Here is a 23115-nt window from a genome sequence, read left to right as displayed (position 1 = left end):
GGCCCGGGGCCGGGGCCGGGGCCGGGGTGCCGGCCGGGCCGGGTATGCCGGAGCCGGGCGTCGTGGCGGAGACAGGGGCGGCGCCGGACACCGGTCCGGAGGCCGGCCCACCGGTGCCGCCCGGCGGAGTGCCGAAATCCGGTCCCGGCATGCCGGAGCCGGGCGCCCCGAAGCCCGTACCGGGCGCGCCGAAGCCGCCCTGGGCCGGACCGGCGACGGCCGCGTGCGGGGCATCGCCCGCCCGGGCACCGGTTCCGGAGGACGTCGCTCCGGAGTCGGGCCCGGCCGGGAAGGCCGCAGCAGCCGGGCCGTCCGCCGCGGGACCGCCGCGGCCCCCGCCCGTCCCCTGACCGGGAAGCACCGACAGACCCTGCTGGGTCGACAGCTGCCAGGCCGTCGTGAAGTGGCGGACCAGCAGGTCCGTCACCGCTGCCGGCTGCTCGACCGGGGTGAGGTGGGACGCGCCGGGGACGACGGCCAGCTTCGCGTCGTGGATGCCCGCGACGAGGACGCGCGCGTCCGCGGGCGGCGTGGTCGTGTCCTCGGCGCCGACGATGACCAGCGTCGGGACGCTGATCCGGGCCAGCTCGGCACGGACGTCGAACGCGGCGAGCGCGTCGCACGCGGCGACGTACGCGTACGTGTCGGTGGTGCCGACCATCTGGACGGCCCAGTCCACGATGGCCGGCTGGGCGCCGGAGAAGTTCGCGGTGAACCACCGCTCGGGCGCGGAGCGGGCGACGGGGTCGAGGCCCTCGCGGCGGACGGTCTCACCGCGCTGCCGCCAGGAGTCGGGCGTGCCGTAGCGGGGGGAGGCGGCGACGAGGGCGAGGGAGGCGAGCCGGTGCGGGTGGCGGAGGGCGAGGTCGATGCCGACGGCGGCGCTGAGGGAGCAGCCGGCGTAGCCGAAGCGGTCGACGCCGAGCGAGTCGAGGGTGGCGACGAGCCGGTCGCCGAGGTCGTCGACGGAGGCGGCGGGCGCGGCGGGGGCGCCGCCGTGTCCGGGCAGGTCGAAGCGGACCACCCGCCAGTGCCGGGTCAGCTCGGGGATCTGGCGGTCCCACATGTGCCAGGTGGTCCCGAGGGCGGGTCCGACGACGAGGACGGGGCCGTCCTCGGGGCCGTCGGTCCGGTACTGGAGGGGCTGCGGCTGCGGGTTCTGCTTCTCGCTCACGCGCGCCACGCTATCCGACTGCGTGGCACACCCATCAGGGCGTGGTCGTGGACACCACAAAGACCCGGGGGTACTTCGGGTCGTCGAGGTTGGCGGTGATCTCCAGGTTGGGCTTGGGCTTGTCCTGCCGGACGGTGGTGCCCGCCCAGTGGTGGCCCTCGCCCAGGTCCCAGCCGACCTCGGCGGCCTCGTCCTCGTCGATGGTGACCTCGCCGGCCTCCAGCTCGGCGGGGCCGGAGCCGACGTCGGAGAGCCACTTGTCGAACTTCTCGCGCGTGGTGGTGAACTGCAGGAAGAGCGAGCTCGCCTTCCACGCGTTGGTCTCGTAGGAGGCGACGTCCTCCGCGTAGGGCGGGACGGTCACCTCGTAGAGGCGGCGCTGGAGCCGGGTGGGCCAGCCCTCCTCCAGGCCGGAGGCGGCGGCCTGCTCCTTCTTGGACTCGCTGCCGCCGCGGCTCTGCATCGCGGAGATGTAGAGGTAGCCGGCGGGGATGGCGATCAGCAGGAAGACGATGACGGCCTTGAGGCAGCGGCGGCGGAAGCCGTCGCCCGTCGCCGGGGGGCCGGGCGGCAGTGCCGTGCGCTCGGCGGGGTGCTCCGTGGTGGTCATCAAGCGCGGCCCGCCCTCGCGTAGCGCTCGTAGCGCTCGACGCGGCGCCGGTTGGCGCGGCGGAAGCGGCGGGCGACGAGCCGGGCCAGGTCCGCGGCGCCGACCATGCCGGCCTCGGGGCCGAGCTGGGCCTTGACGATGCGGGCCTCGGGGCGGTAGCCGCGGCCGGTGAGGTGGCGGCGGAAGGCGTCCCGGGCGGGGGCGATCAGCAGGTCGTCGGCGGCGCTGACGCCGCCGCCGATGACGAAGCAGGAGGGGTCGAGGGCCGCGGCGAGGTTGGCGATGCCGACGCCGAGCCACTGGCCGATGTCCTGCAGCAGTTCGACGCACATGGCGTCGCCGGAGCGGGCCAGCTCGGTGATGAGGGGGCCGGTGATCTCGTGGATGTTGCCGCCGACGCGGTCGATGATCCCGTACGCGACGGGGGACTCGGCGGCGGCCAGCTCGCGGGCCTCGCGCACGAGGGCGTTGCCGGAGCTGTACTGCTCCCAGCAGCCGCGGTTGCCGCAGGGGCAGCGGTGGCCGCCGGGCACGACCTGCATGTGGCCGAACTCGCCGGCGACGCCGAACTTGCCGCGCTTGACCTGGCCGTCCTCCAGGATCGCGCCGCCGATGCCCGTGCCGAGGGTGATCATCACGAGGTGGTCCTCGCCGCGGCCGGCGCCGAAGCGCCACTCCGCCCAGGCGGCGGTGTTGGCGTCGTTGTCGACCATGACGGGGACGGCGAGGCGGCCGGCGAGGCGGTCGCGCAGCGGCTCGTTGCGCCAGGACAGGTGCGGGGCGAACAGGACGCGGTTGCGGTCGGCGTCGACCCAGCCGGCCGCGCCGATGCCCACGGCGTGCACGTCGTGCCGGTCGGAGAGATCGAGGACGAGCTCGACGATGGTGTCCTCGACGACCTTGGGGCTCTTGGACTTGTCCGGGGTCTCCGTGCGGAGCTTCTCCAGGATGTTGCCGTCGGCGTCCACGACGCCCGCCATGACCTTGGTGCCGCCGATGTCGATGCCGACGGTCGGGACCCGCGGGGCGGTCAGGTGCGAGCGGCGCTCGCGCGTGCCGACGGTGCGCAGCACGGTGGCTCTGGCGGCGCCCCGGTGGAGCTCGCGGTACATGCTCATGACGCCACCGCCACGGCGTGGAGCTGGGCGGATGTACGGTCGCTCCGGCTGCGTGCTCGCAAGAGTCGTCGTCCCTGCGGTGGTCTCGGGAGGCGTCCGCCTCGTGGATACGGTCGTGGCCGATTGTGCCTCAAGGAAGCGTTCCGTACCGCATCGCCGGCGGCGGGCCCAGCCCTGGCGGGCCCGCCTGTTGAGATCTCCGTCACTCCCCGCCGGAGCCGACGTGCTTGCCGCCGATCACGTCCGGTACGGGCGCCCGCTCCAGCTCGTGGCTGAGCTGGTCGAGCTCGCTGCCGCCCGCCATCTGGCGGGTGAGCTCGTCCAGGGCGATCTCCGACTTGGCGTGGCTGCCGGCCATCGCGCCGCGCTTCAGCAGGACGAAGCGGTCACCGACCAGATACGCGTGGTGCGGATTGTGGGTGATCAACACCACGCCCAGGCCGGCGTCGCGCGCGGCCGCCACGTACTTCAGGACGACGCCGGACTGCTTGACGCCGAGCGCCGCGGTCGGCTCGTCCAGGACGAGCACCTTCGCGCCGAAGTGGACGGCCCGGGCGATGGCGACGCACTGCCGCTCGCCGCCGGAGAGCGTGCCGATGGGCTGGTCGACGTCGCGCAGGTCGATGCCCATGCGCAGCAGCTCGCTGCGCGTGGTCTCGCGCATCCGCTCGACGTCGAGGCGCTTGAAGGGGCCGGCGCCCTTCGTCGGCTCGGAGCCGAGGAAGAAGTTCCGCCAGACCGGCATCAGGGGCACGACCGCGAGGTCCTGGTAGACCGTGGCGATGCCGCGGTCGAGGGCCTCGCGGGGGGAGGCCAGCTTCGTCTCCTCGCCCTCGATCTCGAAGGTGCCGGCATCGTGCTGGTGCAGCCCGGCGATGATCTTGATGAGGGTGGACTTGCCGGCGCCGTTGTCGCCCAGGACGCAGGTGATCTCGCCCGCGTGGACCTCGAGGGAGACCCCTTCGAGGGCGCGGATGTTCCCGTAGAACTTGCTGACGTCGGTCAGCCGGACCAGGGCGGCCGCCTCCTGGCCGGCTTCCTGCCCGGCCTTAGCACTCGCACTCACTTGCTGGCCTCCGCACGCTTACGGACCCAGGCGTTGAGCAGCGTCGCGAGCAGCAGCATCGCGCCCAGGAAGAACTTGAACCAGTCCGGGTTCCACTGCGCGTAGACGATGCCCTTGCTGGCCATGCCGAAGATGAACGCGCCGACCGCGGAGCCGATGGCCGACCCGTAGCCGCCGGTCATCAGGCAGCCGCCGATGACGGCCGCGATGATGTAGAGGAGCTCGTTGCCGACGCCCTCGCCGGACTGCACCACGTCGTACGACATCAGCAGGTGCTGGCCCGAGATCCAGGCGCAGAACGCCACGGCCATATAGAGGCCGATCTTGGTGCGCCGGACGGGGACGCCGACGGCGCGGGCCGCGTCCGCGCCGCCGCCGACCGCGAAGATCCAGTTGCCCACGCGGGTGCGGAGCAGGACCCAGGTGGCCAGGGCCACGAGGCCGAGCCACCACAGGATGGTGACCTGGACGTCGACGCCGCCGATGGTGAAGTGGGAGGCGAAGACCGCCCGGGCCGACTCGAAGCCCTCCATGTCACCGATCGTCTTGGTGGAGACGGTGCCGCTGATGAGCTTGGTGAAGCCGAGGTTGAGCCCGGTGAGCATCAGGAACGTGGCGAGCGTGATGATGAAGCTGGGGAGCTTGGTCCGGGTGAAGACGAAGCCGTTGAAGAAGCCGACCGCCAGGGTGGCCAGGAGCGACACCCCCACGCCCACCCAGACGTTCGCCGTCATCTGGTAGCTGAACATCGACGAGACCAGCGCCGAGGTGGTGACCATGACGCCGGCCGACAGGTCGAACTCGCCGCCGATCATCAGCAGCGCCACCGGCACCGCCATGATGCCGATCGTGGAGGACGCGTAGAGCACCGTGGACAGGCTGGAGGCCTGCAGGAAGCTGTCGGCGACGAACGAGAAGAAGACGAAGACGGCGGCCGCGCCGACGACCGCGCCCAGCTCGGGGCGGCCGAGGAGGCGGCGCAGGTACGAGCGGTGCACCAGCCGTTCGTCGGGGGCGTCCTGGACGGGGGCCGTTGCGGGGGCGCTCATCGGGTGCCCCGCTTGGTGTACTCGGCGAGCGTCTTGGCGTCGTCCTTGGTGACGATCTGCGGGCCGGTCAGGACCGGGCGGCCGCCGCCGAGCATGTCGCGGTTGTAGCGGTAGAGCCACAGCAGGTCGACGGCCTCGTAGCCCTGGAGGTACGGGTCCTGGTCGACGGCGAAGCCGAGCTTGCCGGCCTGCAGGGCCTCGGCGACCTTGGCGTTGAGGTCGAAGGTGTCGACCTCGGCCTTGCTGCCGGCCTGCTCGGCGGCCTTGACCGCGGTGGGCGCGAAGGGGGCGCCGAGGGTCACGACGGCGTCGATGTCCTTGTCGGACTGCAGCTTCGCCTCGATCGAGGACTGCACGTTGGGCATGTTGGTGCCCTCGACGTAGAGGTTCTGCACCTCGCCCTTGAAGGACTTCTTCACGCCGTCGCAGCGCTGCTCGTGGCCGACGTTGCCCTGCTCGTGCAGGACGCAGACCGCCTTCTTCTTCCCGCGCTCGTTGAGCTGCTCGCCGACGGCCTCGCCGGCGATGACCTCGTCCTGGCCGATGTGGGTGAGGGCGCCGAACTCCTTGGACTTGTCGGAGCCCGAGTTCACGGTGATCACCGGGATGCCGGCCTTGCGCGCCTTCTCGACCACGTCCTTCATGGCGTCGGGCTTGGCGAGCGTGACGATCAGGCCGTCGACCTTCTGGTCGATCATGGCCTGGACGTTCTGCGCCTGCTTGTTGCCCTCGACGTCATGGGCGTAGAGGAATTTGATGTTGTCCTTCGCGGCCGCCTGCTTGGCACCGCTCTGGACGATGTCCCAGAAGGTGTCGCCATCGCCCGAGTGGGTGACCATCGCGAAGGTCCAGCGCGGCGTGTCGACCGCGGCGCGCCCCTGGGCGGCCTTGGCGGCCCGCTCCTCCGCGCGCTTGCCGCCGGTAGCGCTGCATCCCGCCAAGGTGGCGCCGAGCACCGCTGCCAGCACGGCGCTCACCGCACGTACGCCTGTCCGAACCCTTGCCACGAGGAGTTGCCCTTCTCACTGTCTGTCACGGTGCGGCCGGGTCCGTTCCACGGGCCCGGCCGCCCAAGTATCCGTCACCATCCGTCACCGCCGACCGCGGGGGCTTCGGGGGTCCCGCCGAGGGCTGCTGCATGTGGGTGGAGTTCTAGTGGCGGGCGCCCCACCCCGTCAAGGCTTTGTCCGAACATTCTGACGGCCTGACGTACGAGCGCCCCTACGCCTTTCCCGCGGGCGGACCGGTTCCCTACGGGCGGACCAGCAGCTGGAACTCGAAGGAGTAACGCGACGCCCGGTAGACGTGCGAGCCGAACTCGACGGCGCGCCCCGTGTCGTCGTACGTCGTCCGCTCCATCGTCAGCAGCGGCGCGCCCTCGGGCTCGGCCAGCCGCGCGCCCTCCTCGGGGGTGGCGGCGCGGGCGCCGACCGTCTGGCGGGCGCTGTGCAGCGTGATGCCCGCGGCGCGGATGAGCCGGTAGAGGCCGGTCTCCTCAAGACGTGCCGGGTCGGCGTCGATGAGGCCCACGGGGAGGTGGTTGCGCAGGTGGGCCATGGGCTCGCCGTGCGCGAGGCGCAGGCGCTCGACGAACAGCACCTCGCTGCCCTCGGGCACGCCGAGGGCAGCGGCGACCCGGGCCGTGGCGGGCTCGGTCGCGTGGTGCAGCACCCGGGTGGCGGGGTGCTGGCCGGCCGCTTCGAGGTCGTCGTAGAGGCTGCTGAGCTCCAGCGGGCGCCTGACCTGGCTGTGCAGCACCTGGGTACCGACGCCGCGGCGGCGGACGAGCAGGCCCTTGTCCACCAGCGACTGGATGGCCTGCCGGACGGTGGGCCGGGACAGGCCGAGCCGCGCGGCGAGGTCGATCTCGTTGCCGAGCAGGCTGCCGGGGGCGAGCCTGCCCTGTTCGATCGCCGCCTCCAGCTGCTGGGACAACTGGTAGTAGAGGGGGACGGGACTGCTGCGGTCCAGGCTGAACTGGAGGGCTGGATGGTTCGCCACGCAGGGAGCCTAGCCCCGGGACCGGATGACGGGAAGTTCGTAGGTCAGGTTGTCCGGACATATAACGGTGCGTATCCGCCATTACCGATACGAGTGACCGCACCGTCAACCCCGTGGCCCCGGCATGCGTCTGTGCAATACAGATGACAGGACCGACATCCCAACATATCCACTGATTTACATATCCACTGATTTCACCCATGCCTTCGTACGGGCGGGTGAGGGGAGATGGGCGGCGCCGTGGAAGAGCTGGCTCTGGGGGTGGCGCTCGGCTTCAGCGCGGGGATCAGCCCGGGCCCGCTGCTCGCGCTGGTGCTGTCCGGGACCCTGCGCGGGGGGCTCGGCGTCGGGCTGCGGGTGGCGGCCGTCCCGCTGCTCACCGACCTGCCCGTGATCGTGCTGTCCGTGACCGTGCTCGCCGTGCTGCCCGAGCGGGCGATCGCGGCGGGCGGCGTGCTGGGCGGGCTCTTCCTCGTCTGGCTGGCCCTCACGACGCTGCGCGAGGCCCGGACGGCCGAGGTGCCCGAGGCGGGCGGCGGCGCGGAGGCCCGGCTCCGGGCCCGGCGGACGCTGTGGCAGGGCGCGCTGGTCAACCTGCTCAGCCCGCACCCTTGGATGTTCTGGCTCACGACGGGGGCACCCCTGCTCGTGGCCGCCTGGCGCGACAGCCCGCCCGGCGCGGGCGGCTTCCTCCTCGGCTTCTACGGGCTGCTGGTCGGCAGTAAGGCCGCGCTCGCGGTCGTGGTCTCCCGGGCCCGGCACCGGATCAGCACCCGCGGCTACCGGATGCTGCTCGGCGGCGCCGGCGTACTGCTGCTGGCGGCCTCCGCCCTCCTCCTCGCGGAGTTCGGCTCGGCGCTGATGGCGTAGCCGTTCTGGTCACGACGACTGTCCGGTAACGCCACAATCAAGGTATTTTGCGTTTTTCCCTCAACCTCACTCACGGCCCCTGCGGTTCTTCCGGTCATCAGACACCGTGACCGGGGGGACCACCCATGAACCACGGAAAGGCACCGGCGGACCTCGACCGCATCCGGCTGTACGACCAGCAGGAGGCCGCCGCCCATGAGCTGCTCCGGCCCGTCGCCGACTGGATATCCGGGCACGTCGCCCGGCCCCACCCCGACCTCGGCCGCCGCGGCGCGGTCTGCCCGTTCGTCCCGCTCGCGCAGCGGCTCGGGCTGGTCCGCTTCGCCCTCGCCGAGCCGCCCGTGCGTGACGAGGAGGAGCTCGTGGCCGCCGTCGCCGCGCTCAAGGCGCACTGGCTGGCCATGGAGCCGCTCAGCGGCCAGCACACCATCGACAAGACCATCGTCCTCGCCCTGCCCGGGATCGCCGCGGCGAGCGTCGTCCGCGTCCACGACCGCCTCAAGCCGGAGTTCGTGGCCGACGGGCTGATGCTCGGGGAGTTCTACCCCGGGCACCCGGGGCCGGGGCTGCACAACCCCGGCTTCCGCCCGCTGCACAGCGACGTCCCGCTGCTCGTCGCCCGCAGCATGGTCGGCAACGACCTGCCGTTCCTCGCCGAGCGGCGCTACCCGCCCGCCCGGCGCGCGGGCTTCGTCGAGTCCTTCCTGCGGCACCAGACGGGCGCGAGCACCGTCACCAGGGAGCGGGCCCGCGCCGAGCTCGAACACGCCCGCGACGAGCTGGGGCACCCGTCACCGGAGTGAGCCGCCCGGAAGGTGCGGGGCCCGCGGACCCCGGCAGCCGGACCGGAGCCTGCCGGCGGTCTTCCGGCACCGGGGGCGGTCTCCCGGCACCGGGCGAGAGCCGGTCCGGCTCAGAAGCGGACCGGCTCAGAAGCGGACCGGCAGCCGGTGCGGGCCCCGGATGAGGAGGCCGTCGCGCCAGGTGAGGGCGTCCGGGTGGACGTCCAGGGCGAGCTCCGGGCAGCGCTCCAGCAGGGAGCTGATGGCGATCCGGGCCTCCAGCCTGGCCAGCGGCGCGCCGAGGCAGTAATGGATGCCGTGGCCGAAGGCCACGTGACCGCGGGCGTCGCGCCGGATGTCGAACCGCCCGGCGTCCGGGAAGCGGGCCGGATCGCGGTCGGCGTCGGCCAGCACGGGCAGCACGAGCTCGCCCCCGCCGGGTATGAGCGTGCCGCCGATCTCGACGGGCTCGGTGGTGAAGCGGTACGTGGGGGTCTCCAGCGGCCCGTCGTAGCGCAGCATCTCCTCGACGGCGTTGTCCAGCAGGCCGGGGTCGGCGCGCAGGGCGGCCAGCTGGTCGGGGTGCTGCAGGAGGGCGAGGACGCCGTTCGAGATCAGGTTCACGGTCGTCTCGTGGCCGGCGACGAGGAGCAGCCACGCCGTGCCCAGGAGCTCCTCGGGCGAGAGCCGGTCGCCGTCCTCGTCCGCGGTGCTGATCAGGGCGCTCATCAGATCGTCGCCCGGCTCCTGCCGCTTGGCGGCGATGAGCGCGCTCAGGTAGGCGGTGACCTCGCGGGACACGACCACCTTCTCCTCGGCCGGCCCCGCGCCCAGGCTGGTGTTCGACCAGTGGCGGAAGGCCGCGCGGTCGAGGGACGGCACGCCGAGCAGGTCGCAGATGACGCTCATGGGCAGCGGGAAGGACAGGGCCTCCACCAGGTCGGCGCGGCGGCCGGGCGCGGCCAGCATGGCGTCGAGCAGCTCGTCCGTCATCCGCCGCATCCGGGGCGCCATCTCCTCGACGCGCCGCGGCGTGAACTCCTTGGCGACGAGCTTGCGCAGGCGGGTGTGGTCCGGTGCGTCCAGGACCAGCATGTTCGGCCCGGCGGAGGCCCGGATCAGGCTGATGTCGGAGGAGGACTTGGCCCAGTCCTTCGTCAGCCGGGGGTCGTTGAGCGCGGCGCGCACCTCGTCGTAGCCGACGACGAGCCAGGCTTCGGCGCCCTCCGGCATGCGCACCCGGTGCACGGGGCCTCTCGCGCGCAGCCCGGCGTAGACGCGGTGCGGGTGGCGGGTGAACTCCTCCCCCATTGCCATGAGATCGACGACTGCCCCTGCGCCGGCCACTGCCATGACGTTCCCCCTCGCTCCGGAACGATCATCATCGTTGACGGAGAGTGATCGACTCAAGGGCGATTTTCAGACAGCAGTTCGGGTCGGACGGGCGGCAGTTCGGGTTGGCCGTGCCCGTCGTCGGTCAGGGCCAGGAACGGAGCGCGGCGACCCTGGTCCCGGCGTCGGCCGGGCCCCCGCTGCCGCCGGCGACGTGGCGGTAGGAGCAGTCGCCGCCGAGCGAGACCGCGACCATGCTGTGCAGCCGCACGCCGGGCCGCCGCGGCGCCTCGAAGGCGCGGGCGGTCGCGAGGCCGGTCGCGGACATGAAGTGGCAGTAGCTGCCCAGGCCCCAGGCCTCGTGCCGGGTCACGGACGGGGCGACCCGGTAGGCGGGCGGGCCGTCGCCGCCGCGCTCGCTCCAGGCGGCGCGGCCGGGCGGGTCGTAGGGCAGCTCGTTCTGGAAGAAGTACGTGCGGCCGCCGTCGCCGTTCCAGCGGACCTGGTCCCGTTGGTAGTGCTCCACGAACAGCCCGTACATGGTGACGTCCCGGCCGTCGACGACGAGCCCTTCGGCCGCGGGGTTGACGGCCCATCCGACGCCGCTGCCGTGGTCGGCGCGCCACAGCCACAGGTCGTCGCCGATGACGTCCGAGCTGTGCACCACGAGGCTCCTGGCGGCCCGTGCGGGGCCGGCGCCGCCCACGCGGAAGAAGACGTCGTGCAGCGAGACGGGGTCGGCGGCGTGGCGCCGGCGGGCGCCGGGCGGGCCGATCTCCATCAGCGCGGGCGAGGCCGCCGGGCCCGCGTCGGCCAGCAGGCCCGCGATGCGCACGCCGTCGACGTCGGCGACGGTCAGGGCGGCGGTGCCGCGGTCGGGGACGAGCGTCGCGAGCCCCAGGCCGAGGACGACGGTGCCGGGTCGGGTGACGCGCAGCGGCCGGTCCAGGTGGTGCACCCCGGGCGTGATCAGCAGGTCCTTGCCGGCCGCGAGCGCCTCGTTGACGCGGGCGGCGGCGGTGCCGGGCCGGACGACGTAGAAGCGGCCGAGCGGGCGGGAGCTGCCGGGCGGCACGGCCCCGCCGGACCACGTGGTGCCCTCCGCGGCCCTGCGGAGGGCGGGGACGAAGACGCGGTAGGCGCCCGACCGGTCGACGTACAGGAAGGGCTTCTCGCGCACGACGGGGGTGCGGTCGACACTGGTGCGGGGCGGGTCGGGGAAGGTCGTCGGCGGGGCGTTGCGGACCCCGGCGAACACCATGTTCCAGGTGGCGCCCGACCAGCCCCCGCGGAGCTCGCTGTTCCGGGTGAGCCACTGCTGCTGGGTTCCGGAGAGCACCTTCCCGTCGATCAGCGAGTCGGCGGTGAAGCCGCCGCTGGACCAGCCGCCGTCGTCCAGGCGGAGGTCGCCGCGCAGGTGCACGCGGCGGTACGGGGCGGCCTGCGAGACGGCCCAGCGGTCGGCGCCGGAGGCGGGGGTCACGGAGAGGTTCTCGGCCGCGCGCCAGAAGTTCTGCGTCGCGTTGCCCCGCAGCCAGTCGGCCTCGGCGTGCACCGCGCCCTTGATGGTGACGTCGTCGGGGCGCAGGCCCAGGCCCGCGACCTGGGTGTAGAAGCCGACGTTGACGTCCGCGTCGTAGGTGCCCGGTTTGAACAGCAGCGCCTCGCGGCCGGGGCCGAACTGGGCGCTCTCCTGGCGCCGGAAGACCTCGTCGAGCGTGCGCTGGATCCGCTGCCGGGGCATCGACGGGTCGAAGACGTGGACCCCCGGTCCGAGGTCGGGGGCGCCGGGTGCGGCAGGGGCGGCGAGCGGTGCGGGCGGTCGCCCCGGGGCGCAGCCGAGGGCGAGGCAGACGGTGGCCGCGGCGGCGAGGGCGGCGGTGCCGAGACGGGCTCGGCACCCCGCGGGCCGGGTTTCCGGCGAGGGCCGGTTTCTGGACAAGGGCCGGTCTCCTCACGCGTCGGTCGGCTGCCCGGTGACCGGATCAACTCGTTTCCGAGCGTGAGGAGACGCTTTGCGGACGGATTCCGCCCGGATGGAGCTTGGGTGACGACTGATCAGCAGGTGAAGTCGATCAGGTTGAACGTCGCGTAGTGGTCGCCGGTGTAGTAGTCCTCGTGGTCCTGCTGACCGGCGACGATGCGGCGGGCGCCGCGGTCGGGCGAGCCGGGGGTGACGACCGTGTACTCGTGGTAGTAGCCCGCGGACTGCTTGGGCAGGACGCCCTCGCGGTTGGAGAAGACGGTGCCGTCCTTCGGGTACGGGAAGGGGCCGCCCTCTTCGATCAGGCGCAGGGTGTCGTCGGCCTGGGAGGGCAGACCGGACTTGCAGACGCTGCCGGCGGCCTTCTTCACGACGGCCGGGGCGTGGGCGGTGGTGGCGGCGGGCGCCGCCTGGGGGGTGAGGGGCGCGGCGACGGCCGTGCCGCCGGCGAACAGGGCCGAGGCCAGCGCGGCGAGGACGGCCGTACGGGCAAAACGGGAGGTGCGATGGGGGGTTGACTTCATGACGCCCAGCATGACGCGCGTAGCGCATGTCATGTCAATGACAACCCTGAGTGTTTTCCTCGTGTTAACCGGAGGCGCCGTCCGGCCTGGCGGAATCTTTGCCTCAACGGGCCTCTTTGCCTCATAGGCAAAACTTTTGCCTTCAGGGCAGGAACGGTCCTATACCGGAAGCATGACACCGCTGCCCGACGAGCCCGCGGCCGACCTGCCCACGGTGGCCCCCCGCCTGCGTGACCTGCGCACGCGCAGCGGGCTGACCCTGGAGGCCGCCGCCGCCCGCGTCGGCCTGTCCCCCGCCCACCTGTCCCGGCTGGAGACCGGCCGGCGGACGCCGTCGCTGCCGATGCTGCTGGCCCTGGCCCGCACCTACGGAACGACGGTATCCGACCTGCTGGGCGAGGCGGCGCCGGAGCGTGACCCCATCGTGCGCGCGAGCCACATGGAGCCGCAGCTCGCCGGGGGCTGGACGTACTGGCGGGCCGGCGGCTCGGGCCGCGCCATGCAGGCCCTGCGGCTGCACGTGCCGCCGGAGGCGGGCGGCCAGGCCGAGCTGGTCCGCGTCCACCCGGGCGAGGAGTGGCTGTACGTCACGGGCGGGCGGCTGCGCCTCACGCTGGGCGGGAGCACGCACCTCCTGGAGCCCGGCGACGCCGCCCACTTCGACTCGCTCACCCCGCACCGCATCGCCGCCGCGTCGCGCGGCGGGGCCGACCTGCTGTTCATGCACACGCTGCTGCAGAGCGGCGCGACCGAGCTGTGCCTCGGCGGCGCCGCACCCACCCGGAGGGGAATGCCGTGAACGACGCCCTGCACCACCCCGTGAACGACGCGCCCGCACGCGCCGCCAAGCCCATGGACGAGGAGGACCGGGCCCCGATGGGGATGACCGTCCGCGTCGTCATCTACCTCGTGGCCGTCCACTTCTTCGCGGCCTTCCTGTTCCTCCTCTTCTTCCTCGCCGGAGGCTGACTCCCGCCGGGGCCGGCTCCCGTTGGGGGCCGGCCCACGCTGGAGGCCACCCCTCCGTCCCGCCATGTGCCGATTCCTGCGGAATCCGGGCGTTCTCCGACGCTACGATCGCGGTGGGTGTCGGCACAGGGGCCCGTCCCGGGCCGGGAAGGCGGAGCCATGACCCGTACGGCCCAGGAAGTGCTGGCGGACGCGGTGCGGGGCCTCGCGCCCGCCGAGGGCGCCAACCGGCTCGTCCCGCGGATCGCCGCCGGCGAGGCCCCGCGGGAGGTGTTCGCCGCGTTCGCGCTGGAGCAGCACCAGGTCATCACGAGCGACCGCCGCAGCTTCGCGCACCTCGCCGGGCGCGCGGCGGGCGATCCGGCCGCGGCCCGGTTCTTCGAGTCCCTCACCCAGGGGGAGGACCTGGCCCTGCCCCTGCTGGAGCCGCTGGCGCTCGCGTGCGGGCTGGACGAGGAGGCCCTCCGCGCCCACGAGCCGCGCCCGGCCTGCCAGGCCTACCCGTCGTACGTGGCCCGGCTCGCGCTCAACGCCGAGCCCGTGGACGTCACGGTCGCCCTGGCCGCCAACTTCGCGGCATGGGGCGGCTACTGCGCCACGGTCGGCGCGGCCCTGCGCGAGCACTACGGCTTCGACAACCCCGCCTGCGGCTTCTTCGACTTCTTCGCCGGGCCCGCGCCCGAGGTGGAGGAGCGGTCCGTCGAAGCCGTGGAGGCCGGCCTGGCGAACGGGCGGCTGTCCGAATCACTGGCCCACCGCTACGGACGGCTGCTCCAGGCCTACGAGTTGATGTTCTGGGACGGCCTCGCTGTACGGTAAAACCATGCCTCCCGCCGCACAGCCCGCAGCCGTCGTCTACCGCCCCGCGCTCCCCGGTGAGCACGCCGCGGCCGAGGCGATCGACAACTCCTTCACGACGGCGACCGTCCTCGAAGTGACCTCGTCGGACGAGGGGTTCCGGCTCCGGGAGACGGCCGTGGACCCGCCCCTGCGCAAGGTGTTCCCGGAGGACGAAGAAGAGGGAGTCGAGGAAGGCGACGAGGACGCCCTCGTCATCGTGGCCCGCGCCGGGGACGAGCTGTGCGGCGCCATCAGCCTCACCCGCTCGGAGTGGAACCGCCGGCTGGTGATCGCCGACCTCCGGGTGGCGCCCGGGCATCGCGGCCGCGGCATCGGACCCGCCCTCATGGAGCGCGCCCTGGCCCACGGCCGGGAGCTCGGCGCCCGCACGGCCTGGCTGGAGGTCACGAACGTCAACGCACCGGCCGTACGGGTCTACCGCCGCATGGGGTTCGCGCTGTGCGGCCTGGACACGTCCCTCTACCGGGGGACGGCGTCCGAGGGCGAGACCGCCCTGTTCATGAGCCGTCCGCTTTCATGAGCCGTACGCTCTGAGGCTTCACGCCTCCCTGAGGCTTCACGCCTCCAGGCTCCGCGCCCCGGCCTCCGTCAGCGAGCCGTGCACGTGCAGCCGGGCCACGCCACCGTCCGGGTGGATGTCGACGCGCACGTGCGTCGCCACCGGGGCGCCCTCCAGGGGGAACCGGTGCACGGTGTCGGGCTGGAGGCGGGTGCGGGGCAGGACCACCGTCCAGCCCGTTTCGGGACCGGCCGGGTCGGCGCCCGTGGCGGCGTCCAGGACGGAGACCTCGGCCCAGCCCGCGGCGTTGCCCTTGTAGCAGCCGGTGTCGATCTCCAGGGCGCGCAGGACGGCCTGGCCGGTGAGGCGGTAGCGGACCCAGTCGTGCCCGTCGTCGCGGCGGCGGCGCGTCTCCCAGCCCTCGTCCATCTTCTGCGACCGCCCCGGCAGGACGCTGTTGAGCGGGGACGAGTAGAAGCGGTCCGAGGCGTCCTCGGGGCGGCCGCCGTTCTCCAGCGCCGCGAGGTCGAAGGTGCCGACGGCGGCGAGCCAGGCCGGGTCGGGGCGCACCTCGCCGTGCACCCTCAGCCGGGCGATGCCCCCGTCGGGGTACTGGCACAGCCTCAGATGGGTGAAGCGCTCCTCCGCGTGCACGGCGAAGCCGTTGGCGGCGTGGCCGCCGACGGGGGTGCGCGGCACGAGGACCGTCCACTTCACCCCGTCGGCGAGCAGTTCCCCGGGCGAGGGCGTGCCCGGCAGGCAGGCGGCCTCGACGGACACGGACTGCGGGTGGTTGCCGCGGAAGTGGGCGGTGTCGACCACGACGCCGCGGATCACTCCCGGGGCGCCGAGGCGGATGAGCGCCCAGTCGTGATCGCCGTCGGACGGATGCGGGTGAGCGGCGTCCGCACCGCGCCGACGGCGCGTCTCCCAGCCGTCCATGACCTTGCCCTTGTGGCCGAACAGGTGGGGGTCGAAGTGCGCGGGGGCAGGAGTGAGGAGATTCTCGCGGTCGGCGAAGAACTCGTCGTTGGCGGCGACGACGCTGCCGCCGAGGCGGCGGTCGGCGAGGTCGGGGAGATCGGCGAAGGGGAGGTTTGCGGAGCGGTAGTCGGCATACGGATCGCCGCCCGCGTACGGTGCGGCGCCGCCCGTGAAGGACGGCACGGGGGTTATGCCGCCGGGGCTGTCGTTCAGGGTGCTGGTCATGCGCTGCGCTGCCTTTCGAGGAGGAGGCCGGCGGGCGGTTCGGTGAGGGCGCCGTCGTGGGCGATCCTGCGGCCGCGCAGCCAGGTGGACCGTACGACGCCGCGGAAGGTGCGGCCGGCGTAGGCGGTGACGTGGTTGCGGTGGTGGAGGGCGGCCGGGTCGACGGTGAAGGCCGCCTCGGGGTCGAGGACGGTGAAGTCGGCGTCGCGGCCGGGCTCGACGGCGCCCTTGCGGCGCAGGCCCGCGAGGGCGGCGGGGCCGGTGGACATCCACCGGGCGACGTCGGCGAGGGTGTGCCCGCGGCGGCGGGCCGCGGTCCAGACCGCCGGGAGGCCGAGCTGGAGGGACGAGATGCCGCCCCAGGCGGCGCCGAAGTCGGGGACCTTGAGGTCGGTGGTGCAGGGCGAGTGGTCGGAGACGACGCAGTCGAGGGTCCCGTCGGCCAGGGCCGCCCACAGGGCGTCCTGGTTGGCGGCCTCCCGGATGGGCGGGCAGCACTTGAACTCGGTGGCCCCGTCCGGGACTTCCTCGGCGGTCAGCGTCAGGAAGTGCGGGCAGGTCTCCGCGGTGACGGGCACGCCGTCCGCCTTCGCCGCGGCGATCGCGGGGAGGGCGTCCGAGGAGGACAGGTGCAGGATGTGCACGCGGGTGCCCAGGCGCCGCGACACGGAGACGAGCCGGTCCACGGCCTCGTTCTCGGCGGCGCGGGGGCGGGAGGCGAGGAAGTCGGCGTAGCGGGGGCCGCCGCGCTGCGGGGCGCGCTCCAGGCGGGCGGGGTCCTCGGCGTGCACGATCAGCAGGCCGTCCAGCTCCGCGATGCGGGCCGCGGCCGCCTCCAGGTCGCCCGGGGCGAGGGCGGGGAACTCGTCGACGCCCGACGGCGACAGGAACGCCTTGAAGCCGAAGACGCCCGCGTCGTGCAGGGGGCGCAGGTCCGCCGTGTTCGAGGGCAGGGCGCCGCCCCAGAAGCCGACGTCGACGTGGGCCGCGGGGCGGGCCACGCCCTGCTTCACCCGCAGGTGGGCGACGGTGGTGGTGGGCGGGATGCTGTTGAGCGGCATGTCGAGGAGCGTGGTGACGCCGCCGGCCGCGGCGGCGCGCGTCGCCGTGCGGAAGCCTTCCCAGGCGGTGCGGCCCGGGTCGTTCACGTGCACGTGGGTGTCCACGAGGCCGGGGAGCAGGGCGTCGTCGCCCAAGTCCGTCACGGCCGCGCCGGGCGGCGGGGCCTCCTCGTACGGGCGGACGGCCGTGATCGTGCCGCCCGTGACGGTGACGGCGGCGGGGCGGATGCCCTCGGGGGTGACGACGCGTGCCGAACGCAGGACCAGCGTTCCCGTGGACATGCCGGACACGCCCCCTCCCGGAAATTCAACGTTCTGTTGAACAGCGTGGGGGCAGTCTTCTGTCGCTCCCCTCACCCGTCAAGACCTCCGGCGGCGGAGCGGCGCGGTGGGAGCCCGGTAGGCTGCTCCCACCCCGTACCCGAAAGGACCCGCCGTGCCCCCGTCCGCCGAGCCCCGCACCCCCTCCCCCAGTGGAGGCGTCCAGTCCCTGGAGCGCGCCTTCGACCTGCTGGAGCGGATGGCCGACGCGGGCGGCGAGGTCGGGCTGAGCGAGCTCGCCACGAGCAGCGGGCTGCCGCTGCCGACGATCCACCGGCTCATGCGCACGCTCGTCGCCTGCGGGTACGTCCGCCAGCAGCCCAACCGGCGGTACGCGCTCGGGCCGCGGCTGATCCGCCTCGGCGAGAGCGCGTCCCGGCTGCTGGGCACGTGGGCCCGCCCGCACCTGGCGCGGCTGGTCGAGGAGACCGGCGAGACGGCGAACATGGCGCTGCTCGACGGCGACGAGGTCGTCTACGTCGCCCAGGTGCCCTCGCGGCACTCCGTGCGGATGTTCACCGAGGTGGGGCGGCGGGTGCTGCCGCACACCACCGGCGTGGGCAAGGCGCTGCTGGCGCAGAGCCCCGACGACGAGGTGCGCTCCATCCTCGCCCGTACGGGGATGCCCGCCGCGACCGAGAAGACCATCACCACGCCCGAGGGCTTCCTGGAGGCGCTGGGGCGCGTGCGCGAGCACGGCTACGCGGTGGACGACAACGAGCAGGAGATCGGGGTGCGGTGCCTGGCGGTGCCGGTGCCGGACTCGCCCACCGTGGCGGCCATCTCCATCTCCGGCCCCGCGGGCCGGGTCACGGACGCGGCCACGGAGCGGATCGTCCCCCTCCTGAAGGAGGTCGCCGCGGCCCTCTCGGCGGACCTCGCCGGCGCGGCGGCCGGCTCCGCCTGAGGCTTCGGGCCCGGTCCGGGGTTCTTCTCGGTTCCGGCACCGCACTCCTCCTCCGCCAGCGGCACCGCCCGGGCGGCGATACAGCGCCGCGCATGTGCCCGCGTGCGCCGCGCCGCCTTCTTCCGCCGCCACGGCGCGCCACCACCGCGGCGCAGCCCGGCGGTGCCGGGACCACCGCAGTACGGCACCGCCGAAACGGCCGACAGTGGCTGATCACCGCCGCGGCGGAAGGGATATGCCGGCCCGGCCGGCCCGGCACGTCCCCGCGCAGCGGTTCCGACCGGACGGCGGTACGGCGCTGCGCCCCGCCTCCGCCGCGGCGGAGGGAACGGCCTGGCATCGCGCCGTGCCGCTACTCGCCCTCCCTCGGTGGCGGGACGGAGTCGTCCGCCGGGGGTGCGAAGTTGTCCACCGCCTGGTGGACGGCCGTCAGGGACGGGGACAGGGCGCTCACCGATCCCACGGCGCCGGCGACCAGCAGCAAGGACCGTCGCAGGCGCGAGAGCTCGGGGTCGCCCGCGCGGGCCATCGCGTCGAGCGCCGCGAGCTCCTCCTCGGCCGCGTCGCGGTCGGGTAAGGGCGCGGGGTGGCCCGCGAGCGCCCGGCGCAGGCGGGAGACCGCTTCCCGCAGCTCGCTCACCCTCGGATCCTCGGCCACGCGGCCCGCCCGCTGCTCGTCCACCACTACGGCGCCTTCCGCCACGACACTCCCCCTCCCACGCGCTCGCGCGGATCAGTTAACGCCACTATCCGTACAGAGCGCCATACGCTCAGCGAAATGAGGTCCGGGCGTCGCACGCACGGGTGATGGGCCACCGCCCGCTCCACCGTCGTCAGCGATGCGATATGCAGGGGCCATGACACCTACCACGGACAGCGCGCCGGACATGCCGGTTCCGCACCCGCCCGTCGCGGGCCTGCTGCTCGCCGCGGGCGGCGGAAGGCGCCTGGGCGGGCGCCCCAAGGCCCTGCTCGGCTTCCGCGGCCGCCCGCTCGTGGAGCACGCGGCGCGGGCCCTGTCCGAGGGCGGCTGCGCGCCGGTGTGCGTGGTGCTGGGCGCGGCCGCCGCGGAGGTGCGCGTACACGCCGATCTCGCCCACTGCACCTTGGTGGACAACCCCCGCTGGCCGGACGGCATGGGTTCGTCCCTGCGCGCGGGCCTCGCGGCGCTCGAGGCGACGGACGCCGGGGCGGTCGTCGTCTCGCTCGTCGACCAGCCGGGCGTCGGCGCCGCCGCGGTGTCCCGCCTGCTGGCGGCCCACCGCGCGGGCGCCGGGCTGGCCGCGGCCTCGTACGGGGGTGAGCGCGGCCACCCGGTGCTGTTCGCGCGCGAGCACTGGGAGGGCGTGGCCCGGGCGGCCGCGGGCGACCGCGGCGCCCGCGCGTATCTCCGGGCGCACGCCTCCGCCGTCACGCTCGTGGAGTGTGCGGACGTCGCCGATCCACGGGACGTCGACGTCCCGGAGGATCTCGGACTGCTGAGCGGGTCGCCGGGCCGGCCGGACTGACACTGCGGGCCGCCCACCCCATTGAACTTCCGCGATAAGGAAACTACTCTCCGAAAAAGACCATCGTCACGGCACCCCGTGCCGTCGCCCCGAGGGAGTGACGCCCATGTCCGCACCCGCTCCGTCCTCGCCGGCCACCGTCACCGCCCGGCCGCTGGAGCGGCAGGAGGAGGTCCTCACACGGCCCGCGCTCGCGTTCGTCGCCGAGCTGCACCGCCGGTTCACTCCCCGCCGCGACGAGCTCCTCGCCCGCCGGGCCGGGCGCAGGGCCGAGATCGCCCGAACGGGCCGGCTGGACTTCCTGCCGGAGACGGCCGCCGTCCGCGAGGACCCCTCCTGGCGCGTCGCACCGGCCCCGCCCGCCCTGGAGGACCGCCGGGTGGAGATCACCGGGCCGACGGACCGCAAGATGACCGTCAACGCCCTCAACTCCGGCGCCCGCGTCTGGCTCGCGGACTTCGAGGACGCCTCCGCGCCCACCTGGGAGAACGTCGTCCTGGGCCAGCTGAACCTGATCGACGCGTTCGAGCGGCGCATCGACTTCACCGACGCCCGGGGCAAGCGCTACGCCCTGCGGCCCGCCGAGGAGCTCGCGACCGTCGTCGTCCGCCCCCGCGGCTGGCACCTGGACGAACGCCACGTGACCGTGGACGGCCGTGCCGTGCCCGGCGCGCTGGTCGACTTCGGCCTGTACTTCTTCCACAACGCCCACCGGCTGATCGCCCTCGGCAAGGGCCCGTACTTCTACCTCCCCAAGACCGAGTCGCACCTGGAGGCCCGCCTCTGGAACGACGTCTTCGTCTTCGCGCAGGAGTACGCGGGCCTGCCGCGGGGCACCGTCCGCGCCACCGTGCTGATCGAGACGATCACCGCCGCGTACGAGATGGAGGAGATCCTCCACGAGCTCCGCGAGCACGCCTCGGGCCTCAACGCGGGCCGCTGGGACTACCTCTTCTCGATCATCAAGAACTTCCGCGACGGCGGCCCCCGCTTCGTCCTGCCCGACCGCAACGCCGTGACGATGACGGCGCCGTTCATGCGCGCCTACACCGAGCTGCTGGTGCGCACCTGCCACAAGCGCGGTGCGCACGCGATCGGCGGGATGGCCGCGTTCATCCCCTCCCGCAAGGACCCCGCGGTCAACGAGGCGGCCTTCGAGAAGGTCAAGGCGGACAAGGACCGGGAGGCGCGGGACGGCTTCGACGGCTCCTGGGTCGCCCACCCCGACCTCGTGCCCGTCGCCCGCGCCTCCTTCGACGCGGTCCTCGGCGACCGCCCGCACCAGAAGGACCGGCTGCGCGAGGACGTCCGCGTGACGGCGGACCAGCTCACCGCCGTGGACTCGCTGGAGGCCCGCCCGACCTTCGCCGGGCTGCGCAACGCCGTGGCCGTCGCCACCCGTTACATCGAGGCGTGGCTGCGCGGCCTGGGCGCGGTGGCCATCTTCAACCTGATGGAGGACGCGGCGACCGCCGAGATCTCCCGCTCGCAGATCTGGCAGTGGACCGCCGCCGGCGTCGTCCTCGACAACGGCGAGAAGGTCACGGCGGAGCTCGTGCGCGCTGTCGCCGCCGAGGAACTCGCCGCGATCCGCTCCGAGCTGGGCGAGGAGGCCTACGCGGCGGGCCGCTGGCAGCAGGCCCACGACCTGCTGCTGAAGGTCGCTCTGGACGAGGACTACGCCGAGTTCCTCACCCTGCCCGCCTACGACCTGCTTGGCGACTAGCTAGCTCCCGGCCACCGCGCCCAGCGCCACGAAGCCGCAGATCAGCACCGACAGGAGCACCAGCAGCGGCCAGACGAAGCGCAAGTACTTGTCGTAGCCGATCTTCGCGAGCGCCACGCCGCCCATGACGACGGCGGTCGTCGGCACCCACAGGTTCATCACCCCGCTCGCGGACTGCCAGGCCGTGACCACCACGGCGCGCGGCACGCCCGCGAAGCCCGCGAGCGGGGCCAGGACGGGCATGGCGAGCGTGGCGTGGCCGGAGGTCGAGGGGATCAGAAAGGCCAGCGGCAGGTTGACGACGTAAACGAGGATCGCGAAGACCGCGGCCGGCGTGCCCGACACCGTGCTCTCCACGGCGTGCAGCACCGTGTCGATGATCTTCGCGTTGGTCATGATGACGGTGACCCCGCGGGCGAGGACGATCACCAGCGCGGGGGCGATGAAGTCCGCCGCGCCCTGCACGAGCGTGGCGCTCAGCCGCTGCTCCCCCAGCCGGGCCAGCAGCCCGATGAGCACGGCGGCGACGATGAACAGCGCCGCGAGCTGGGCGAAGGACCAGCCCAGCTCCCAGCCGTACGGCGTGGCGTCGGCCCTGCCGGTGAGCGCGCTCGCCCACGGGATGACCGAGAAGATCATGAAGGCGAAGACCAGGGCCACCGCCACGAGCACGGTCTTCTGCAGCCGCGTCAGCTCCGGGGGCTCCGCGGCGGCCTCCGCCGCCAGCTCCCGGTCCCCCGGCAGGAAACTGGTCAGGGAGCGGGCCGGGTCGGTGCGCACCCGGCCCGCGTACCGCAGCACGTAGCCGATGGTGACGGCCGTGAGGACGATCCACATCACGAAGCGCAGCGCGATGCCGTCCCCCAGCGAGATGCCGGCGGCCGCGGAGGCCACGCCCGTGGCGAAGGGGTTCACGGTCGAGGCGAGCACGCCGACGCCCGCGCCGAGGATGATCGCGCCGGTGGCGACCAGGCGGTCGTAGCCGAGGGCGAGCATGAGGGGCACGATCAGCCCGTAGAAGCCCAGGGTCTCCTCGGCGAAGCCCTCGACGGTGCCGAGCAGTGAGAAGACGGTCATGACGCCCGCGATCAGCAGGGCGCCGCGGGTGCGCAGCCGGTGGGCGAGGCGCTCGATGCCGCGGTCCAGGGCACCGGTGGCGAAGACGACCGTGATGAACGCGCCGATCGCGAGGACGAAGAGGAAGACGGCGGCGGCGCCGTAGAGGGCGCCGGTCGCGTCGGGCGTCACCTCGCCGGTGGCCGTGTCGCGCACTCCGTAGAGGCCGTTGACGGGGGCGAGGAAGAGGTCGCCGAGCCGGTGCACGAAGCCGCCGGGCGCAGGCTCGCGGTGGTAGGTGCCCTGCAGGGGGCGGCCGTCGGCGCTGCGTTCGTACGCGCCGGAGGGGATGACGAAGGTGAGGATCCAGACGGCGACGGTGACGGCCGCGAGGACGGTCAGCGCGCTGGGGAAGACGAAGCGGCGGCGCCCGCCCGGCGCTCCGGGGCCGCCGGCTGCTGCTCTCTCGGCTTCGGCGTCCACGACGG

23 protein-coding genes are annotated in these 23115 nt (G+C 73.6%); 9 read left to right on the top strand and 14 right to left on the bottom strand.

Annotated features, from left to right (window positions below):
• From B7P34_RS39315 to B7P34_RS10045, 7 genes are all read right to left on the bottom strand, one after another.
• On the bottom strand, window positions 1–1174 hold a 1174-nt coding region (locus B7P34_RS39315; protein ID WP_146166786.1), incomplete at its 3' end, for an alpha/beta fold hydrolase.
• Window positions 1175–1208: 34 nt separating this feature from the next.
• Window positions 1209–1784 carry a hypothetical protein gene (locus tag B7P34_RS10070; protein WP_223267698.1) on the bottom strand — a complete coding sequence of 192 codons (576 nt, stop codon included), beginning with the start codon at window positions 1782–1784 and terminating at the stop codon, window positions 1209–1211.
• Window positions 1784–2902, bottom strand: a complete 1119-nt coding sequence (locus B7P34_RS10065; protein ID WP_030367897.1) for an ROK family glucokinase — start codon at window positions 2900–2902, stop codon at window positions 1784–1786. The genes B7P34_RS10070 and B7P34_RS10065 overlap by 1 nt, the downstream gene beginning before the upstream one ends.
• Before the next feature lie 202 nt (window positions 2903–3104).
• Complete coding sequence (locus B7P34_RS10060) at window positions 3105–3968, bottom strand: ATP-binding cassette domain-containing protein (RefSeq protein ID WP_106675479.1); 864 nt, start codon at window positions 3966–3968, stop codon at window positions 3105–3107.
• On the bottom strand, window positions 3965–5017 hold the full coding sequence (locus B7P34_RS10055; RefSeq protein WP_106675478.1) for an ABC transporter permease: 1053 nt from the start codon (window positions 5015–5017) through the stop codon (window positions 3965–3967). The genes B7P34_RS10060 and B7P34_RS10055 overlap by 4 nt, the downstream gene beginning before the upstream one ends.
• Complete coding sequence (locus tag B7P34_RS10050; RefSeq protein WP_189382645.1) at window positions 5014–5994, bottom strand: sugar ABC transporter substrate-binding protein; 981 nt, start codon at window positions 5992–5994, stop codon at window positions 5014–5016. Before B7P34_RS10050 ends, B7P34_RS10055 begins: the two co-directional genes overlap by 4 nt.
• A 274-nt stretch (window positions 5995–6268) precedes the next feature.
• Complete coding sequence (locus tag B7P34_RS10045; protein WP_223267697.1) at window positions 6269–7018, bottom strand: GntR family transcriptional regulator; 750 nt, start codon at window positions 7016–7018, stop codon at window positions 6269–6271.
• Window positions 7019–7258: 240 nt separating this feature from the next.
• On the opposite strand from B7P34_RS10045, the gene B7P34_RS10040 reads away from it, so the two are divergent.
• Window positions 7259–7888: a LysE family translocator gene (locus tag B7P34_RS10040; RefSeq protein WP_189382643.1), complete on the top strand. Its 630-nt coding sequence runs from the start codon at window positions 7259–7261 to the stop codon at window positions 7886–7888.
• 125 nt (window positions 7889–8013) lie between these two features.
• Complete coding sequence (locus tag B7P34_RS10035; protein WP_106675475.1) at window positions 8014–8691, top strand: DUF6875 domain-containing protein; 678 nt, start codon at window positions 8014–8016, stop codon at window positions 8689–8691.
• 126 nt (window positions 8692–8817) lie between these two features.
• Here the strand turns inward: B7P34_RS10035 and B7P34_RS10030 are convergent, their stop codons facing one another.
• The 3 genes from B7P34_RS10030 to B7P34_RS10020 all read right to left on the bottom strand — a co-directional run bounded on the left by B7P34_RS10030 (window position 8818) and on the right by B7P34_RS10020 (window position 12510).
• Window positions 8818–10023, bottom strand: a complete 1206-nt coding sequence (locus B7P34_RS10030; RefSeq protein WP_106675474.1) for a cytochrome P450 family protein — start codon at window positions 10021–10023, stop codon at window positions 8818–8820.
• Window positions 10024–10147: 124 nt separating this feature from the next.
• Window positions 10148–11944, bottom strand: a complete 1797-nt coding sequence (locus tag B7P34_RS10025; protein ID WP_106675473.1) for a coagulation factor 5/8 type domain-containing protein — start codon at window positions 11942–11944, stop codon at window positions 10148–10150.
• A 116-nt stretch (window positions 11945–12060) separates the two neighbouring features.
• The gene (locus tag B7P34_RS10020; RefSeq protein ID WP_106675493.1) at window positions 12061–12510 is read right to left on the bottom strand and encodes a ribonuclease domain-containing protein; all 450 of its coding nucleotides are present in this window, start codon (window positions 12508–12510) and stop codon (window positions 12061–12063) included.
• Between the two features lie 172 nt (window positions 12511–12682).
• On the opposite strand from B7P34_RS10020, the gene B7P34_RS10015 reads away from it, so the two are divergent.
• The 4 genes from B7P34_RS10015 (at window position 12683) to B7P34_RS10005 (ending at window position 14860) form a co-directional block, all read left to right on the top strand.
• Window positions 12683–13309: a helix-turn-helix domain-containing protein gene (locus tag B7P34_RS10015; protein WP_106675472.1), complete on the top strand. Its 627-nt coding sequence runs from the start codon at window positions 12683–12685 to the stop codon at window positions 13307–13309.
• The gene (locus B7P34_RS37420) at window positions 13306–13479 is read left to right on the top strand and encodes a DUF6126 family protein (protein ID WP_189382651.1); all 174 of its coding nucleotides are present in this window, start codon (window positions 13306–13308) and stop codon (window positions 13477–13479) included. Before B7P34_RS10015 ends, B7P34_RS37420 begins: the two co-directional genes overlap by 4 nt.
• Before the next feature lie 159 nt (window positions 13480–13638).
• Complete coding sequence (locus B7P34_RS10010) at window positions 13639–14298, top strand: transcriptional regulator (RefSeq protein ID WP_106675471.1); 660 nt, start codon at window positions 13639–13641, stop codon at window positions 14296–14298.
• A gap of 4 nt (window positions 14299–14302) precedes the next feature.
• On the top strand, window positions 14303–14860 hold the full coding sequence (locus tag B7P34_RS10005; protein WP_106675470.1) for a GNAT family N-acetyltransferase: 558 nt from the start codon (window positions 14303–14305) through the stop codon (window positions 14858–14860).
• A gap of 36 nt (window positions 14861–14896) precedes the next feature.
• Here the strand turns inward: B7P34_RS10005 and alc are convergent, their stop codons facing one another.
• Both alc and allB read right to left on the bottom strand, forming a co-directional pair.
• Window positions 14897–16048, bottom strand: a complete 1152-nt coding sequence (gene alc, locus B7P34_RS10000) for an allantoicase (protein ID WP_106675469.1) — start codon at window positions 16046–16048, stop codon at window positions 14897–14899.
• Window positions 16045–17391, bottom strand: a complete 1347-nt coding sequence (gene allB / locus B7P34_RS09995) for an allantoinase AllB (RefSeq protein ID WP_106675492.1) — start codon at window positions 17389–17391, stop codon at window positions 16045–16047. Before allB ends, alc begins: the two co-directional genes overlap by 4 nt.
• Before the next feature lie 238 nt (window positions 17392–17629).
• Between allB and B7P34_RS09990 the strand changes: the two genes are divergently transcribed.
• On the top strand, window positions 17630–18337 hold the full coding sequence (locus tag B7P34_RS09990; RefSeq protein ID WP_435693956.1) for an IclR family transcriptional regulator: 708 nt from the start codon (window positions 17630–17632) through the stop codon (window positions 18335–18337).
• 352 nt (window positions 18338–18689) lie between these two features.
• On the opposite strand, the gene B7P34_RS09985 is transcribed toward B7P34_RS09990, so the two are convergent.
• Window positions 18690–19040 carry a DUF5955 family protein gene (locus B7P34_RS09985; protein WP_189382641.1) on the bottom strand — a complete coding sequence of 117 codons (351 nt, stop codon included), beginning with the start codon at window positions 19038–19040 and terminating at the stop codon, window positions 18690–18692.
• A 154-nt stretch (window positions 19041–19194) separates the two neighbouring features.
• Between B7P34_RS09985 and B7P34_RS09980 the strand changes: the two genes are divergently transcribed.
• Window positions 19195–19845, top strand: a complete 651-nt coding sequence (locus tag B7P34_RS09980) for a nucleotidyltransferase family protein (RefSeq protein ID WP_223267696.1) — start codon at window positions 19195–19197, stop codon at window positions 19843–19845.
• Window positions 19846–19951: 106 nt separating this feature from the next.
• Window positions 19952–21571, top strand: coding sequence for a malate synthase A (gene aceB / locus B7P34_RS09975; RefSeq protein ID WP_106675465.1), 1620 nt, complete (start codon window positions 19952–19954; stop codon window positions 21569–21571).
• Here aceB and B7P34_RS09970 read toward each other — a convergent pair whose 3' ends face one another.
• Window positions 21572–23110: a YfcC family protein gene (locus B7P34_RS09970; RefSeq protein ID WP_106675464.1), complete on the bottom strand. Its 1539-nt coding sequence runs from the start codon at window positions 23108–23110 to the stop codon at window positions 21572–21574.
• Between the last annotated feature and the right edge of the window lie 5 nt (window positions 23111–23115).

Origin of the sequence: Streptosporangium nondiastaticum (assembly GCF_003011965.1) — a bacterium.
Classification (GTDB): domain Bacteria; phylum Actinomycetota; class Actinomycetes; order Streptomycetales; family Streptomycetaceae; genus Streptomyces; species Streptomyces nondiastaticus.
The sequence above is the reverse complement of the archived record's forward strand: the minus strand, read 5'-3'. Positions and strand labels throughout refer to the sequence as shown.

Bases quoted from the DNA above. Each gene is read 5' to 3' on its own strand.
- B7P34_RS10070 (WP_223267698.1), bottom strand. From the start codon at position 1,784: ATGACCACCACGGAGCACCCCGCCGAGCGCACGGCACTGCCGCCCGGC.
- B7P34_RS10065 (WP_030367897.1), bottom strand. From the start codon at position 2,902: ATGAGCATGTACCGCGAGCTCCACCGGGGCGCCGCCAGAGCCACCGTG.
- B7P34_RS10055 (WP_106675478.1), bottom strand. From the start codon at position 5,017: ATGAGCGCCCCCGCAACGGCCCCCGTCCAGGACGCCCCCGACGAACGG.
- B7P34_RS10035 (WP_106675475.1), top strand. From the start codon at position 8,014: ATGAACCACGGAAAGGCACCGGCGGACCTCGACCGCATCCGGCTGTAC.
- B7P34_RS10030 (WP_106675474.1), bottom strand. From the start codon at position 10,023: ATGGCAGTGGCCGGCGCAGGGGCAGTCGTCGATCTCATGGCAATGGGG.
- B7P34_RS10020 (WP_106675493.1), bottom strand. From the start codon at position 12,510: ATGAAGTCAACCCCCCATCGCACCTCCCGTTTTGCCCGTACGGCCGTC.
- B7P34_RS10015 (WP_106675472.1), top strand. From the start codon at position 12,683: ATGACACCGCTGCCCGACGAGCCCGCGGCCGACCTGCCCACGGTGGCC.
- B7P34_RS10010 (WP_106675471.1), top strand. From the start codon at position 13,639: ATGACCCGTACGGCCCAGGAAGTGCTGGCGGACGCGGTGCGGGGCCTC.
- B7P34_RS10005 (WP_106675470.1), top strand. From the start codon at position 14,303: ATGCCTCCCGCCGCACAGCCCGCAGCCGTCGTCTACCGCCCCGCGCTC.
- alc (WP_106675469.1), bottom strand. From the start codon at position 16,048: ATGACCAGCACCCTGAACGACAGCCCCGGCGGCATAACCCCCGTGCCG.
- allB (WP_106675492.1), bottom strand. From the start codon at position 17,391: ATGTCCACGGGAACGCTGGTCCTGCGTTCGGCACGCGTCGTCACCCCC.
- B7P34_RS09990 (WP_435693956.1), top strand. From the start codon at position 17,630: ATGGCCGACGCGGGCGGCGAGGTCGGGCTGAGCGAGCTCGCCACGAGC.
- B7P34_RS09980 (WP_223267696.1), top strand. From the start codon at position 19,195: ATGACACCTACCACGGACAGCGCGCCGGACATGCCGGTTCCGCACCCG.
- aceB (WP_106675465.1), top strand. From the start codon at position 19,952: ATGTCCGCACCCGCTCCGTCCTCGCCGGCCACCGTCACCGCCCGGCCG.